The sequence below is a fragment of the Phytohabitans aurantiacus genome (assembly GCF_027923225.1).
GTDB classification, from domain to species: Bacteria; Actinomycetota; Actinomycetes; order Mycobacteriales; family Micromonosporaceae; genus Phytohabitans; species Phytohabitans aurantiacus.
Genome location: NZ_BSDI01000044.1, coordinates 51,694 through 67,104, shown reverse-complemented (window position 1 = coordinate 67,104; position 15,411 = coordinate 51,694). Strand labels below are relative to the sequence as shown.

General features: G+C 71.1%; 14 protein-coding genes. 6 read left to right on the top strand and 8 right to left on the bottom strand.

The annotated features are described in order from the left end of the window. The first annotated feature begins 279 nt into the window (after window positions 1–279). Together QMG73_RS33540 and QMG73_RS33535 are read left to right on the top strand one after the other, a co-directional pair. A complete protein-coding gene (locus QMG73_RS33540; protein ID WP_281902480.1) occupies window positions 280–678 on the top strand; it encodes a hypothetical protein in 399 nt (132 codons plus the stop codon). Window positions 679–868: 190 nt separating this feature from the next. Continuing rightward, window positions 869–1,618, top strand: a complete 750-nt coding sequence (locus QMG73_RS33535; RefSeq protein WP_281902479.1) for a pectate lyase — start codon at window positions 869–871, stop codon at window positions 1,616–1,618. A gap of 659 nt (window positions 1,619–2,277) precedes the next feature. Here QMG73_RS33535 and QMG73_RS33530 read toward each other — a convergent pair. Beyond that, a complete protein-coding gene (locus QMG73_RS33530; protein ID WP_281902476.1) occupies window positions 2,278–3,165 on the bottom strand; it encodes a LysR family transcriptional regulator in 888 nt (295 codons plus the stop codon). 80 nt (window positions 3,166–3,245) lie between these two features. On the opposite strand from QMG73_RS33530, the gene metE reads away from it, so the two are divergent. Continuing rightward, complete coding sequence (gene metE / locus QMG73_RS33525; RefSeq protein ID WP_322791083.1) at window positions 3,246–5,390, top strand: 5-methyltetrahydropteroyltriglutamate--homocysteine S-methyltransferase; 2,145 nt, start codon at window positions 3,246–3,248, stop codon at window positions 5,388–5,390. A 107-nt stretch (window positions 5,391–5,497) separates the two neighbouring features. Here metE and QMG73_RS33520 read toward each other — a convergent pair whose 3' ends face one another. Next, window positions 5,498–7,297, bottom strand: a complete 1,800-nt coding sequence (locus tag QMG73_RS33520) for a hypothetical protein (protein WP_281902473.1) — start codon at window positions 7,295–7,297, stop codon at window positions 5,498–5,500. A gap of 252 nt (window positions 7,298–7,549) precedes the next feature. Here QMG73_RS33520 and QMG73_RS33515 point away from each other — a divergent pair, with 252 nt between their 5' ends. Next, window positions 7,550–8,512, top strand: a complete 963-nt coding sequence (locus tag QMG73_RS33515) for a quinone oxidoreductase family protein (protein WP_281902472.1) — start codon at window positions 7,550–7,552, stop codon at window positions 8,510–8,512. A 13-nt stretch (window positions 8,513–8,525) separates the two neighbouring features. Continuing rightward, a complete protein-coding gene (locus QMG73_RS33510) occupies window positions 8,526–9,086 on the top strand; it encodes a carboxymuconolactone decarboxylase family protein (RefSeq protein ID WP_281902470.1) in 561 nt (186 codons plus the stop codon). A gap of 121 nt (window positions 9,087–9,207) precedes the next feature. Here the strand turns inward: QMG73_RS33510 and pip are convergent, their stop codons facing one another. The 5 genes from pip to QMG73_RS33485 all read right to left on the bottom strand — a co-directional run bounded on the left by pip (window position 9,208) and on the right by QMG73_RS33485 (window position 13,386). Beyond that, window positions 9,208–10,164, bottom strand: a complete 957-nt coding sequence (pip, locus tag QMG73_RS33505; protein ID WP_281902468.1) for a prolyl aminopeptidase — start codon at window positions 10,162–10,164, stop codon at window positions 9,208–9,210. 32 nt (window positions 10,165–10,196) lie between these two features. Next, the gene (locus QMG73_RS33500; protein ID WP_281902466.1) at window positions 10,197–11,726 is read right to left on the bottom strand and encodes a serine/threonine-protein kinase; all 1,530 of its coding nucleotides are present in this window, start codon (window positions 11,724–11,726) and stop codon (window positions 10,197–10,199) included. Window positions 11,727–11,864: 138 nt separating this feature from the next. Beyond that, window positions 11,865–12,101: a DUF6458 family protein gene (locus QMG73_RS33495; RefSeq protein WP_281902464.1), complete on the bottom strand. Its 237-nt coding sequence runs from the start codon at window positions 12,099–12,101 to the stop codon at window positions 11,865–11,867. Between the two features lie 78 nt (window positions 12,102–12,179). Beyond that, complete coding sequence (locus tag QMG73_RS33490) at window positions 12,180–12,926, bottom strand: SDR family oxidoreductase (protein ID WP_281902463.1); 747 nt, start codon at window positions 12,924–12,926, stop codon at window positions 12,180–12,182. Window positions 12,927–13,002: 76 nt separating this feature from the next. Continuing rightward, on the bottom strand, window positions 13,003–13,386 hold the full coding sequence (locus QMG73_RS33485) for an ATP-binding protein (RefSeq protein WP_281902461.1): 384 nt from the start codon (window positions 13,384–13,386) through the stop codon (window positions 13,003–13,005). Between the two features lie 117 nt (window positions 13,387–13,503). Between QMG73_RS33485 and QMG73_RS33480 the strand changes: the two genes are divergently transcribed. Then, on the top strand, window positions 13,504–13,662 hold the full coding sequence (locus tag QMG73_RS33480; protein WP_281902459.1) for a hypothetical protein: 159 nt from the start codon (window positions 13,504–13,506) through the stop codon (window positions 13,660–13,662). Here the strand turns inward: QMG73_RS33480 and QMG73_RS33475 are convergent. Then, entirely contained in the window at window positions 13,647–14,885 is a 1,239-nt protein-coding gene (locus QMG73_RS33475) for an HNH endonuclease signature motif containing protein (protein ID WP_281902457.1), read from the bottom strand. The two genes, QMG73_RS33480 and QMG73_RS33475, sit on opposite strands and share 16 nt — an antisense overlap. Window positions 14,886–15,411 lie beyond the last annotated feature (526 nt).

Below are 15,411 nucleotides of genomic sequence, written 5' to 3'. Positions count from 1 at the left end.
ACCCGCCTACACCTCGGCGGCTACCAAACCCCACTACCCGGCCGCAACTCTCCCACCTGACCCACACATCAGACAGGAGAGCCGAATGCACGTGCTTTGATCTCCAATCCGCGCGCTTTTGCCCTTGATCGATGCAAACCTCCTTGATCGCCGCGGCCCTAGCGTCGTCACCACGCGCTTTTGACGCCCGCATCCGTGCGCCCTCACGAACCAATCTTGCCGTTGACAAGTTTGCTCCATCCAGCCAAACTTGTCGACGACAAGATTGGAGTAGTGCACATGAACGGCACCGCGACCACGGTCCTCACCGCGATCACCCTGATCAGCATCCCCACCGTCATGTTCGGCGGCTTCTCCCTGCTCCGGCTGCGCGCCGCCGGCCGGCTCAGCGACTACCAGGCCGCCTTCTTCCGCGCCGGTCACGCCCACGCCGGCGTGCTGCTCGTGCTCACGCTGGCGGCGCTCGACGTGGCCGCGCGGTTCGACCTTTCCGAGGGCCTGACATGGGCGGCGGGACTGCTGCTACTCGTGGGGACGCTGGCGCAGTCCGGCGGCATGTTCATCCACATGGGAATCGGGCGCCCGGGTAAGTGGTCCTGGGGCAACACTGTCACCACCATCGGCGGGGTCCTGCTCGCCGCCGGCCTGCTCAGCCTGGCGGTTGGCGTGATCTCGTAGGCATTGACGCTGGTTGTGGTGGTGGCCTAGCCTCCGAAGGTCTGGAAACCGCTTTCTTCGGGAGGTCTATGGAGATACCGCCCCGGTCAGCTCCGCGTGGACGGCTTGCGGCTGTCCCTGTGCTCTCCGCACGTTGACCTGGGCACTCTTGCTCACTTGTCCGCAAGAGTCCCAATGGAAGGTCAAACACATGCCAGTACTCAAAAGGTGGCGCGGCGGCATCATCGTCGGCGCGGCCGCCGCTTCTCTCGTGGCCGCGGGTATCGCCGGAGCGCAGCTCGCGGCGGCCGACCCGCCGCCCGCGACCGGTCAGACCACCCTCACCGAGACGATGGCCGTCAGCGGAACCTTCGACGGCGGCAACCGGCGCTTCATCGGCGGCGGCGACCTCGGTGGCGGCGGCCAGGACGAAGGCCAGGACCCACTCTTCCGCCTCGCCAGCGGCGCGACCCTGTCGAACGTCATCATCGGCGCACCAGCCGCCGACGGCGTCCACTGCCAGGGCACCTGCACACTGCGCAACGTCTTCTGGGAAGACGTGGGCGAGGACGCCGCGACGTTCCGCGGCACCGGCGCCACCGTGGTGATCGAGGGCGGTGGCGCGTTCAACGCCGACGACAAGGTATTCCAGGACAACCGTGGCGCCGGCGGCTCGGTGACGATCCGCGACTTCGAGGCCGAGACGTTCGGCAAGCTGTACCGCTCATGCGGCAACTGCTCCACCCAGGCACGCCGAGACGTGGTGATGAGTGGCATCACCGCGACGGACGGCGACGTGCTCGTGGGCATCAACGTCAACTTCGGCGACACGGCGCGGCTGTCCGACATCACCCTGAACGGTGACATCGGCGTCTGCGACCTCTTCGAGGGCAACAACACCGGCGACGAGCCAGAAAAGGTGGGCGAGGGCCCGGACGGCACCTCCTGCGTCCTGTCCTAGCCGTTCGCCAACCGCGGGCAGCGTTCGCGGGCTGGGCGCTCCCGGGCCACGCAATTGAGCCTCACGCCCGGCTCGTGGTGCGGCGCCGCGCGCCCGTCCGCCTCTTCCATCTGACCCGCCCGCCTCTCCCGCCGATCAAGGGCATATGCACGTGGTTGGATCGCATTTCCGCGTGCATATGCCCTTGATCCACGCACCTGACCTTGATCGACGCCGCCTGGGGCCCTCGACGCCGCCTGGGCCGCCGACGCGGCCTGGGGTTGTCCTCACCCGCGCGTCTCGCCAGGTGCGGGGCTGCCAGCGCACGAGCGCGCGCGAACAGCCGCCGATAGCGCGATGTCCATTGTGGTCACTGCTCGCGACGCGAGGGCTGGTCACCACCGGGTCGGTGCGGCGGCGCCTGACCGGCCGCGGGTGGTCGGGCTTGATGCGATGCCGGATCGCGTGATTCGACGCTGTCGATCAAGGAGATCTGCATGGATCAAGGACAAACGCACGCGGAAATGAGATCGAACTACGTGCATTCGCCCTTGATCGACGGCAAGGGGGGTCGCGCGCGGCGAGAGAGCCGTGCGCGGGTCGTGTGCGGGCCGCGCGCGGCGAGGGGGCCGCGCGCGGCGAGGGGGCGAGGGCGGGCGGAGTGGCAGGACGGTCGTGGGTTATGGGGTGCGGAGGAGGTGGCGGACGGTCTGGATCAGGGTCATCAGGTCGGCCGTCGCTCGGTCTGGCAGCCACACCAGCCCGTACGTCATCCGCAGGTCACTCGCCGCCAACGGTATGAATCGCACGTCCGGCCGCCGCACCGTCTCGGCCAGCAACTGTGGGGCCGCCAGCGCGCCTCGCCCCGCCGCCACCAAATCCAGCGCAGCCGGAAGGTCGTCCAGATCCGCGGGGACGAAGTGGGCGGGCAGCCGTCCCGCCAGCGCGTGCCACACGCTGCCCGGCGGGCGGGCGCGGGGGAGGAGGACGTCGCGCCCCGCGAGCTGATCAAATGTTACTCGGGCCGCGGTCGCCAGCGGGTCGCGCGCCGGCACCGCCACGTGCGTCACCGGGATGTGGAAGCGGGCCGTCGTCGCCGTACCGCGCGGGAACGGCATCGTCATCAGCGCCGCCGCTGAGCCGCCTTCCGACAGTTCCTGGGTGGCGGCGTTCCAGCCGGCGCGGCGCAGCTCGACGTCGACCGACGGTGACCGGGCGGCCAGGCGTCGCGCCACCCGGGCGGCGAGCGCGCCGACGAGCGGGCAATAAGCGAGGCGGATGGGTCCGGCGCCGGGTTCGGCGAGCCGGGCGGCCTCTGCCGTGAACGCGGCCGCGTGCGCCAGCATCGCCTCCGCGTACGGCAGCAGCACCTTGCCCTCGTCGGAGAGGCGCACCTCGCGGCTGGTCCGCTCGAACAGCCGCACGCCCAGCGCCCGCTCCAACCGCGCGACGGCCTGGCTGGCGGCCGGCTGGGTCATGCCGAGCCGCTCGGCGGCGCGCGAGAAGCTCAGGTACTCGGCGACCACCACGAAGCACGCGACATCACGCTGCGCCGGGCCGGCATCCACCGACCCAGTATGCCCACGAGATCCATAAGCAGCGGCAATGGAACGCCACCGACCGCCCCCGCCACGGCAGGATGCCGCCCGTGAAGTCGACGATTCTTGGATACCCGCGCATTGGTCCGAACCGTGAGTTGAAGCAAGCGCTCGAGGCGTACTGGAATGCTCGGATCGATCGCACCGAGCTTGACCGGGTCGGTGCACGCCTGCGGTCCCGAACCTGGCAACGGCTCGCGGAGCTCGGCCTGGAGGCGCTGCCGGCGGCTTTTTCCGAGTACGACCACGTGCTGGACGCCGCCGTGATGCTGGACGCGGTGCCGGAACGCTATCGGGCGGCCGTCGACCCGTACTTCGCGATGGCGCGCGGCGAGGACGGCCTGCCGCCGCTGCGTATGACGAAGTGGTTCGACACGAACTACCACTACATCGTCCCCGAGATCGGCCCGGACACGAAGTTCCGCCTGGTGTCGGAGAAGCCGCTGCGCGAGGTGCGCGAGGCGCGGGCGCTCGGCCACCGGGTGCGGCCGGTGCTGGTCGGTCCGGTGACGTTGTTGCTGCTCGCGGAGGGGATCGCGCCGCTGGAGCGGCTGGACGACGCGGTCGAGGTGTACGCGGAGCTGCTGGCCGCGCTGCGTGCCGAGGGCGTGGAGTGGGTGCAGCTGGACGAGCCGGCGCTGGTCGCCGATCGCACGCCCGCCGAGCTGGAAGCCGCCCGCCGCGCCTATGACCGGCTCAGCGGCACCGCGGACCGGCCCCGCATCCTCGTCGCCGGATACTTCGGTGCATTGGGCGATGCAATGCCGGTGCTTGCCGCGACAGGTATCGAGGCAATCGCGGTGGACCTGATACGCGGTGGTCCGATCGATCCCGGTGCAATGCGGGGCAAGACGCTCGTCGCCGGGGTGGTCTCGGGGCGCGACGTGTGGCGCACCGACCTTGACGACGCATTGCACCGACTCCAGCCGTACGAAAACGTCGTGGTCAGCACGTCGTGTTCACTGCTCCATGTCCCGTACGACCTCGAGCGGGAGACGGATCTGGACCCGGCGCTGCGTGCCCGGCTGGCGTTCGCGGAGCAGAAGGTCGCCGAGGTGGTCGAATTGGCCGACCGGCTGGCACGCGGCGAGCGCGGCGCACCCGCTCCGCTGCCCACGGCGCCGGCGGCCACCTCACGCGACGAGCGCCGCTCGCCGTACCCAGTGCGGGCCGCCGCGCAGGCACGGCTCGGGCTGCCCGCGCTGCCGGTGACGACCATCGGGTCGTTTCCGCAGACCGGTGACCTGCGCGCGGCCCGCGCGGCGCTCACCGCCGGACGCATGCGGCAGCAGGAGTACGACGACCGCATCGCCGCCGAGATCGAGCACGTGATCCGGGTACAGGAGCGGCTCGGGCTGGACGTCCTGGTGCATGGCGAGCCGGAACGCAATGACATGGTGCAGTACTTCGCGGAGCACCTGGACGGGTTTGCCACGACGCGACACGGCTGGGTGCAGTCGTACGGCTCTCGGTGCACCCGCCCACCAATCCTGCACGGCAATGTGAGGCGGTCGGCGCCGATCACGGTGCAATGGGCGACGTACGCCCAGTCGCTGACGGACAAGCCGGTCAAGGGGATGCTGACCGGGCCGGTGACGATCGTGGCGTGGTCGTTCGTGCGGCGTGACCTGCCGCTGCGCGCCGTCGTCGAGCAGGTGGCAGACGCCGTCAGCGGCGAGGTGCGCGACCTGGCCGACGCCGGCATCGGCATCATCCAGGTCGACGAGCCGGCCCTGCGCGAGCTGATGCCGCTGCGCCGCGACGAGCAGCAGGAGTACCTGGACTGGGCGGTCCAGGCGTACCGGACGGCGACCGCGGGCGCCGGCGACGCCACCCAGATCCACACTCACCTGTGCTACTCGGACGCGTCCGACGTGGCGGGCGCGATCGACGGGCTCGACGCAGACGTGACGACGATCGAGTCGGCGCGTTCGGGCGGGCGCGTACTGGCAGCGCTGGGCGACTTCGAACGCGGGCTCGGCCCTGGCGTGTACGACATCCACTCGCCGCGCGTGCCCGGCGTCGACGAGGTGGCCGAGCGGCTCGCGGGTGTCCTGCGCGCCCTGCCCGGCCTCCCGGCGGACCGTGTCTGGGTCAACCCCGACTGCGGCCTGAAGACCCGCACCTACGAGGAGGTAGAACCCGCCCTGGCCAACCTCGTGGCAGCGGCTACCCGCCTCCGCGTGCGTCTCTAGGCCCCAGCCGCGCCGATCTTGCAGTTGTCGCGACGAATTGCCCGCTTTGGGACATGACAACTGCAAGATCGGCGCGTACAGCGGCAGGGGACGCGCGGCAAGGGGCGCTAGCGGCGGGATTGCTGGGGGAGCGGGGTTTGGGTGTCGTTGGGCTTCCAGGTCTGGACGTAGGTGGCCGCTGTTATCCGCTCGACGTCGTTGAGCTGGAGTGCGTCGGTGACCAGATCGACCAGTTCGGTGTGGTCGCGGCCGGAGTTGGCGGCGGGGTGCCCGTCGAGGGTCGCGTGCACGAGGCGCCGCAGCGACTGGCCGCGCGGTACGGGCTCGCCGTCCACGTCGCGCCGGTTGGCGGTACGCGGCGGCGGCACCACCCGTGCACCGTCCTCATTGGACACAGCTGGCGTCCCGGAGGGCGGCGCCGGCGCGGCGCGGTTGGTGGTCGCCCGCGGCCGGCGGCGCTGCGATGCGGGAGCGGCATCCGGCACGGTGCCGATGGGGGAGCGCAGCTCCTCCAACTCGCGCCGGACGGCGGCGATGACCTGGAACTCGGCACTCGCCTCGGTCAGCGCCGCGGACGGCACCGCGGCACCCGCCCGGCGTGCGGCGCGACCAGCTGAGGCGGCGTCGCGCTCGGCGTCAGCACGCACGCCAGCGTCCGCATATTCGACGCCAACCGGCGCACCAACCTCGCCGCCGGCCGCCGCACCGCCCGAGTGAGCCGCCGCGCCACCCGAGCGAGCTGCTGTACCGCCGGAGCGAGCCGGCGCACCAACGTCGGCACCGGTCGCTGCACCACCCGAGCGAGCAGCCGCACCGCCCGAGTGAGCCGCCGCAAGGCCCGAGTGAGCCGCCGCGCTGCCCGGGACGGTGCCGCCCGAGACGGTCGGATCCGAGCCGCGTCCCGGCCATGTGGACCTGTCGGTGCCGAGCGCGCTGCCCGCGTGGAGCGGATCGCCGACCGGGATGCCAGCGGCGTCAGCGAAAGCAGCGCCGTTCGTAGCGAGGCTGCGGGAGGCCCCGCTGCCCGACGCCGCGCGATCGACATCCGCGCGATCGACATCCGCGCGATCGGTGGCCGCGCGATCTGAGGCGACTGCGTGATCGGAAGCTGCGGCGCGCGCAGGCAGGTCTGCCGAAGGCGGCGCGAGGCGGGTGGGCGCCAGGTCGATCGCGATCAGGTCGGTGAGGCCGTCGTAGTCGGCGCGCCGGGTCAGCCCGGCCGCGATCTCCTCCAGGTCGTACACGGCCAGCGCGATGTCGGCCGTCGCCGGGTCGACCGCGGACCGGATCTTGCGGTGCAGCACCTTGGCGATCGCCTTCTGCCGCCGCTGGCTGGCCACCTCGGCGCGCGCGGCCGCCACCGAGCCGTACAGGCCCAGCGTCGGGTCTTCCTTGGCGAGCGACTTGGCCCGCCGCGTGAGGAACGGGCGGCGCAGCCAGTGCCCCACGACCTCGTACGCGGGCGTCGTGGGCGGCAGGTCCCCGGTGGCGCGCAGGCGGTCGCGGCGCTGGTTTTCGGTATGCGTCAACCACACCAGGTAGCCGAGCGCTGACATGCCGGCGAAGAAGCCGCCGAGGAGGTGGTCGCTGTGTGCCAGCCAGTTGAACGCGACGGCGCCCACCGCGATCGCGGCCGACAGCAGGCGGGAGCCGATGGCGCGCTCGCCGAGGCGGCGCCGCACGTCGGCGTTGGCGAGCACGACGATGCCGCCCAGTTCCAGCGCGCCCACTGCAGGTATCGCCGCCGCCAGCGGGATTCCGAGCGCCTCGACGGCGCCGGACACCTGGCCGGCGAGGGCAACGAGCAGCACGACCACGTAGAAGCCCTGGCGCATCACCGAGGCGCGGCGCACCGCACGCTGGAGCTCAGCGTCGAGCGTCTCCACGGCCTGTGTTCGCCCAGTCACTGTGCCTCCTGGTTCGCTCGCTTTGCGGCGCCCGTGGGCGCCGCCTGGATCGGCCCGACGTGGTTGAGCTGGTCGGTGGTTGCGGGGGCCGATCCAAGCGTCGCCGCGCCGCGCCGCTCGCTCACCCGAACTCTCCCGTCGTCGTCGTATGTCCTCGCGGGAGACTACTGGCCGCCCGGCGGATCATGGTTACGGCACACGTCTCCGTAGATGCCAACTTGGTGTCGCGTGCCGAGCTAGGGTATGTGATCAATGGATGCGATTCGAGTGCTTGAGCACGGCGGCCCCGAGGTCATGGAGCTGTCGCAGGTCGATACGCCGGAGCCGGGCCCTGGTCAGGTGCTGGTGCGGCTCGCCGCGATCGGCGTGAACTACATCGATATCTATTTTCGCACCGGGCAGTACCCGAGTGAGTTGCCGCTGACTCCGGGTAGCGAAGGTGCCGGTACCGTCGTCGCGGTCGGTCCGGGCGTGACGTCACCGGCGGTGGGTGACCGGGTGGCGTCGACCAACCTCGCCGGTTCGTACGCGCAGTATGCGCTGGTGCCGGCGAACCGGGCCGTGCCGGTGCCCGACGGCGTCTCCGACGAGCAGGCCGCCGCGTCGCTGCTGCAGGGTATGACCGCGCACTATCTGCTGCTCGACACGGCTCCGGTGCGCGACGGCGACACCGTGCTGGTGCACGCCGCGGCCGGTGGGATGGGCCTGCTGCTGACGCAGCTGGCCACCCGGCTCGGCGCGCGCGTGATCGGCACGGTCTCCACCCCGGAAAAGGAGAAGCTCGCGCGCCAGGCGGGTGCCGCTGAGGTGATCGGGTACTCGGACATCGCCGCGAAGGTCCGCGAGCTGACCGGCGGCGCGGGCGTGGCGGCGGTGTACGACGGTGTGGGGAAGTCCACGTTCGACGAGAGCCTGGCAAGCTTGCGCCCGCGCGGCATCCTCGCGCTGTACGGGGCGGCGAGCGGCAAGGTGCCCCCGTTCGACCCGCAGCGGCTGCAGGGTGGCGGGTCGCTGTTCCTGACCCGGCCGACGCTGGCGCACTACATCGCCGACGACGAGGAACTGCGCCGCCGCGCCGCCGACGTGTACGGCTGGGTTGCCGACGGATCGCTTGGCGTGCTCGTCGGTGGCCGGTACCCGCTGGCCGAGGCTGTTCGTGCCCACACCGACCTGGCCGCCCGCCGGACCACCGGCAAGCTGTTGCTGATCCCCTGATCGGGAGGTCTGAATGGCGGCCCGGATCGCGCCGCACGAGGAGCCGTACGAGCCGGACATCAAGGCGCTGTTCCAGAGCATGCTGCCGCCCGGCCTGCCGCCGCTGCGCGTGATCCGCACGTTCGCCCGCAACGACCGGATGGCGCGGGCGATGACGGGCTGGATGGGGTACGAGCTGAGTGACGCGCTCAGCGTCGACCTCCGTGCCCGCGAGCTGATCATCACGCGGACGTGCGCGCGGTGCGGCTGCGAGTACCACTGGGGCCTGCACGTCGCGGTGTTCTCCGAACGCGCCGAGTTGACGAGCGCGCAGATCCGTTCTGTGGTCAAAGGTTCCAGTGTGGACCCCTGCTGGGTCGACCCGCGTGACCGGCTACTACTCGACCTCGTCGACCAGCTGCACGACAGCTCCGATGTGGACGATGAGCTGTGGGCGGCGCTGTCGGAGTACTTCACCGAGGAGCAGCTGCTGGACTTGCTCGCGTTGTGCGGCTGGTACCACACCGTGAGCTTCCTGGTGCGGGCCGCGCGCGTCGAACGAGAGCCCGGCATCCCGGGCTTCGCCGACGCCTAGGGCGGCTTCCAGTGGACGGGTTGTGTGGCCGCGAAGGGTGAGGCCGCGGGAGCAACGGCCCTGGACCGCCGCGGACATCGCGGTAGCCCGCCATCTCTTGAAATGGAGTTCTTGGGGCGGTTCAGCGCCCGCGGAAGCGGTCGGTCGCCGCGAGCAGCGCGTTTTGCATGTCCGGGTGACCGGCGCCGTGCGCGGCCTCGCCGACGACGACCAGCTCGCTGCCCGGCCAGCGCTGGGCCAGTTCCCAGGCGTCGTCGAGCGGACTGCTGATGTCGAGGCGTCCGTGCACGAGCACGCCCGGGACGCCGGCCAGCTTCGCCGCACCGTCGGGCAGTTCGTCGTCGTCCAGCCAGCAGCCGTTGCTCCAGTAGTGGGTCACCAGCCGCGCGAACGTCATCCGGAACGCCGGATCCTGGTAGCGCGGGTCGGGCTTCGGGTCGCGGCCGGTGGCCACGTGCGTGTCCTCCCACTCGCACCAGGTCACCGCGGCCCGCTCCCGAACCTCCGGATCGGGGTCCGCGAGCAGCCGGGCGTAGGCGCCGGCGAGGTCGCCGTCGCGGTCTTCTTCTGGTACGCCGTCGCGGAACCGCGCCCATTCGGCGGGGAAGACGCGGCCCATCGATCGCGTGATCCACTCGTTGGCCCGTCGAGGGCGGGTGGGGATGCTGAACAGGATCGCCTCGGTGACGCGGTCCGGATGCCGCTGCGCGTACGCGAGCCCGAGCACCGAGCCCCACGAGCCGCCGATGACGAGCCAGCGGTCGATGCCCAGGTGCTCGCGCAGGCGTTCCATGTCGGCGAGCAGGTGGTGGGTGGTGTTCGTGGACAGGTCGACGGTCCAGTCACCGGCGTCCGGGGTACTGCGGCCGCAGCCGCGCTGGTCGAAGAGCACCACGCGGTACGCCTCGGGGTCGAATAACCGCTGCCAGAAGGGTCCGCACCCGGAGCCGGGCCCGCCATGCGCCGCCACGGCGGGCTTGCCGTTCGGGTTGCCGCGGACCTCCCAGTACACGCGGTGGCCGTCACCAACGTCGAGCATGCCGTGATCATGGGGTGCGACTGCCGCGTAGAGATCCACCCGACGACGATATAACAGTGCTGTTAGATCGCTCAAACCAGATGCGGCACGCCATTGGAGTTGCAGCGGATGCGCATGCGTACGTTCGGTGAACCGGCGAACACGACCCCCACCGTCTCCGCCGGCCCCGGTGCGACCCGCTTCACCGTGTATCCGTCGGCTGGCTCCCAAGTCAGCACCTCGGCCGTGGAGCCGACGCATTCGGCGAGCACCGTGCCGCCCGCGGACGTCAGCGTGCGCTGCTTGGCCGCCACCGGGTTGGCCGTGGCCGTAGCCGTCTCGACGGGCCGGGTGGGCGCGGTCGTGCGCGGCGAGGCCGTGGCGCCCGTCTTGGTGGGTTTCGGCGCGGCGGTGGCGGTACTGGCCGGCCCGCGACCGGCCGTCGCGGGGGCCGGCGTCGTCGGGGCGGCCGAGGGGTCCTTGGCGTCGCCAGCGCTGCCGCCGGCCGGGGCGCTGTGGGTCACGTCGGCCTCGGCGACCGACGCGTCCTTGACGGTCGGCTCGATGATCAGCATCACGGCGGTGACGGCCAGGATCGCCACGGCGCCAGCGGTCGCGAACAGCAGGACCCGGCGCCGCCCGCTCCGCCCCGCCCGCACCTCCGCGGTGGTCGCCTCCGAACCGGGGTCGACGAGCGACCCGGTGCCGGCCGAGCGCACTGCCAGTGCCGCACCCGTAGCGGAGACGGCAGCCGGCTCGGGAGTCTCGGCGGGCGTCGACAAGCCAGCGGTCGCGGCGGTCGACGCGGCGGCGGCCAACTCGCTGGCGACGTCGCTCGCGGTGGGCCGGTCGGCGGGGTTCTTCGCCAGGCAGCGCCGCGCCAGCTCGACCACGGCCGCCGGTACGCCCTGGATCGGCGGCAGTGGTGCCGGCTCGACGTACACGTGGGCGGCCAGCATCTGGGTGGTGGTCTCGGCTTCCCACGGCAGCCGCCCCAGCAGGGCGCCGTGCAGCAGCAGGCCCAGCGCGTACACGTCCGAGGCGGGCACCACGTCGCCGCCGACCAGCCGTTCGGGCGCGAGGTACGCCGGCGTACCAAAAAGGTCGCTGTAAGGGTCCACGTCGTCGCGCGGTCCGGCGGCGGCCGCGATGCCGAAGTCGACGACCTTCGCGCCGGCCGGCGTCAGCATCACGTTGGCCGGTTTGACGTCGCGGTGCACGAGCCCGGCGGCGTGCGCGGCGGCCAGCCCGCTGGCGACCTCGGCGCAGACCTTCAGCGCGTCGGCGGGCGGCAGCGGACCGTCGGCCAGCCGCCGGCTGAGGGTCGGGCCGCTGAGCAGCTCCATCACCACGAACGGCACGAGATGGCCGCTCTCGGAGTGCGACTCTCCGTAGTCGTAGACGCTCGCGACACATGGATGGGTGAGGCGCGCCGCGGCCCGGGCCTCCGCTTGGATGCGCAGGCGGGCGGCGGCGTCGGTCACGAACCGGCCGGCCAGTACCTTGACGGCGACCGGCCGGCGGAGCACCTCATCGGTAGCCCGCCAGACGACGGACATACCGCCCTCGCCGACCTTCTCGTGCAGCCGGTACCGGCCACCCAGTAGTTGGAGCGCCTCCACAACGGCACAGTCTGCCGCACACCACCCCAACACACCTAGCGGCCGTGTTGCGGCCGTCCTGGCCGATCCGATGTGGACCGGCCAGGCGGCGCGCGGCTCGACGTCGACCTGCGTCGAATATCCGCAGGTCAATGCCGGTTACAGCGGCGGGCGGACGTCGCGGCGCTCCTCGACCCGCCGGTACTCGACGGGTTCCTCGGTCACCGGCGTGCGGCGCCGACCCCAGATCAGCGTGGTCATGATGAGGCCGAGAACCCCGGCCGCCATGAGGATCCAGCCGACGACGTCGAGGTCTATGCCGGCCACGCTGGTCTCGAGTGCGAACGTCAGGATCGCGCCGACCGCGATCAGGAAGATGCTCGTGCCGATACCCACGACCGGCCTCCTTCGCATGGGGGAATGACACTCTTCCCATACCCGCCGGCGGTGGCGCCCATGCCTGGGGAGGTTCGCTCAACCGAGGGTGTGACCGCCGTTGACGGCGACCCGTTCGCCCGTTATGAACCCCGCCGCGTCCGACGCGAGGAAGCACACCATCGCGGCGATATCGTCAGGTGTGCCGATACGGCGCAGCGCCACGTCATCGGCGTACCGCCGGAGCGACTCCTCCGTCGCACCCGCATGCCGCTCGACCGGTATCCAGCCCGGCGCGACCAGGTTGACCGTGATGTTGTGCCGGCCCAGCTCGCGCGACCAGCTCCGGGTGAGGCCGAGCTGCGCCGCCTTGGCGGCCAGGTACGCCGAGCAGTTCGGCAGCGCGCGCTCCACGATGTCGGAGCCGATCTGGATCACCCGGCCCCGGCCGCGCGCCTTCATGCCCGGCAGCACCGCCCGCACCAGCAGCGTCGGGCTCTTCACGAAGAACCTGAGCTGGTCGAGGTGGTCCTCCCAGGTCAGCTCCTCGACCGGCACCAGCGGCTGCGGCCCGGTGGCGTTGGGCACCAGCACCTCGACATCGCCCAGGTCGGCGCCCACTCGTGCCACCAGGTCGGCGACGCCCGCCTCGTCGGTGACGTCCGCGCGGTACGCCTCGGCCGTGCCGCCCGCGTCGCGGATCTCCGCGACGAGCCGCGCGGCGGTCTCGGCATTGGCGTGGTAGTTGACGGCGACCGGCCACCCGTCGGCGGCGAGCCGCCGCGCGATGACCGCGCCCAACCCCCGCGAGGCGCCCGTGACCAGTGCCGAACCGCGATCGTTCATGCGCGGGCGGGGAGGGGCTGCTCCGCTTCTGTGATGGCGGTGTGGCTCATGCCCCTCCTCCCTCAGCGCCTTCATCTTAGGCAAGGCGTTTGCGGAAACGCACCAAGGTGCCTGGCCGGCGGCGCCGCACCTCCAGCTCGTCGGCGAGCCGCCTGATGATCGCGAGCCCGCGTCCAGAGCTGGCGCCCGTCGACGCCGGGCTCGCGGGAGGCGTAAAGCCGGGGCCCTCGTCGGCCACCTCGACCATGCAGGCGCCGCCGCCCACGTGCAGCCGCAAGTGGTACCGGTCAGCGGGGCGCGCGTGGCGCACCGCGTTGCCGCACGCCTCGCTCACGGCGATCTCGATGTCGTCGCGGGCGTCGCCGGTGACGCGGGCGCCGTCGAGCAGTACCCGCGCCAGGTGGCGCGCCACCGGCACCGTCCACCGCTCACGGGGCAGCGTCACGCGTGCGTCGATCATCCGATCCCCCTCCCCGGTCTCGGTTTGCTGATGTATTGACGGTGCCCGCCGTTTCGGGGGTCCAAACGCCTGCTACGCCCGTACTCGATCTCGCGGCGGTCCTCATCCCGTGAACGCGTGCGCTGGATCAGCACGACGCAGGCCAGCACCGCCAGCGCCGCCGGGATCGAGGCCGGTGTGACCGGCTCGCCGAGCAGCATGGTCAGCGCGAGCGACGTGAACAGCGGAAAACCAACAACGACACCCAGCGCGACGCGCTCCTATGGCCGCCGGTGATAGATGTTGCGCCGGGGCCTGCGCTCGGGATCCACATAGTACGGAGGTATGAACTCCGGTTTCCCATCCGCGCCCATACGGACTTCCCACTCGCCGCGGTGGATGAGCCGATGGTGGTAGCCACACAGCAGGACACCGTTGTCGAGAGCAGTGTCTCCGCCGGCACCCCACGCCTTGATATGGTGCGCGTCACACCACCGCGGTGGCCGATCACAACCAGGAAACGCGCACCCGCCATCGCGGGCCACGAGCGCGCGCCGCAACGGCCCGGTAAACAGTCGCCGTAGCTGCCCGACGTCGAGGATCTGCCCGTCTCCGCCGAGCACGACGGGAAGGATCTGGGCGTCGCAAGCCAGCCGTCGCACCTGCTCGGCGGTGAGCCTTTCGCCGGAATCGAGCTGCCCGTCTCGGAGTTCCTTGCGAACCACGTCGTACGGGACTGTGACCACGACCTGCGGCCGGTCGCCGCCGTTGTCCGGCAGCTGCTCGGTGCGCAGCGCTAGCTGGCACACCTCGACGAGCGCGTCCGCGCGCCGCTGGGCGGGCGTCCGCTCGTGATCCGGCTTACACAGTGGATCCAACGCGGCGTTGACGATGGCGGCGGTTTCGGCGTCGAGCCATCCGGCGAGGCGGAACCGGCCGTCACCGTTGTTGGTCAGTGCGAACGCCCGCGTCTGCTGGGCGCGCTTCTCGTCGCGCTCGGCAGCCCGGCGATCCGCGTCGTCAGCCAGATCCGGGGCCACGTAGGCAAGAATCCGGTCGGCGAGTCTCCTCAAGACGGCTGGCTCTTGGTCGGCATGCTGCTCGATCAGGGTCTTCTCGGCGAGGTCGACCACGTCGGCGGATGCCTCGTCGGTGAGGTCGTGGACTGTCTTGGCCACGATCTGAGCCTGCTCGACATTGACCGCCGCGGTGGACAACGCGGCATCCAGCGACGGGCGCTGGTCCAACGCCCGCGCCAGGTCGACCATCCGCCCGGCCGTGTGGATGCTGATGTGCAGGCGTCCACGCAACCAGACGGAAGTGCTGCTTGCTTCCTGAGCGATGGGCAGGTTTCGGCCGTCGATCTCCCGGACAAGGTGGAGCTTGGCGGCGGCGAGCATCTGCTCGGCGTCGTGGATGGCGTGCACAGCGTCGACGAGATCGGCATCGTGCAGCGACCACACCGGAGCGCCGGCGCACCGGCCAGCCACGCTCCTGAGCTGCTCCAACGCTTCTCGCACACATTGATTCTCGTACGTCCGTGCGAAGATCGCTGCCCCAAAAAGCGCCACGCCGGGCGCGACACGCCGGTCCGCGAAAATTTGGCAGGCGGCCTTGAGGATCAAGTTCAGGATCGGGTTTTGAGCTACCGCGATGCCCGTCGCGGTCCATGCCCGTTGCTCCCGCGGCCTCACCCTCCGCGACTACACAACCAGTTCGCCGGTCCGGCATCGCCGCCGGCTGTGCATCGTGGCGATGACTTCGCTCCGCCGAGGCGTCAGGGACGTGCTTGGCGAGGACGTTCGCAGCCCGACCTGCGGCAGCGCGGATAGGGCAATCCGGGTCGCCGGGCGCCGTTGGCGCCTGGCCGACCGTGATGTTCGGCTCTTGCCCCGATGCCGATCGCTAATTCCCAACGGCCGATCAGGGGCATTCGCATGGATCAAGGGCGAATGCACGCGGAAAGGAGATCGAACCGCGTGCGTTCGTCCTGACCCGAAAGGGGCCCGCTGAGGGCGCGCGCGCTCCTGCGCGCCGATCAAGGGC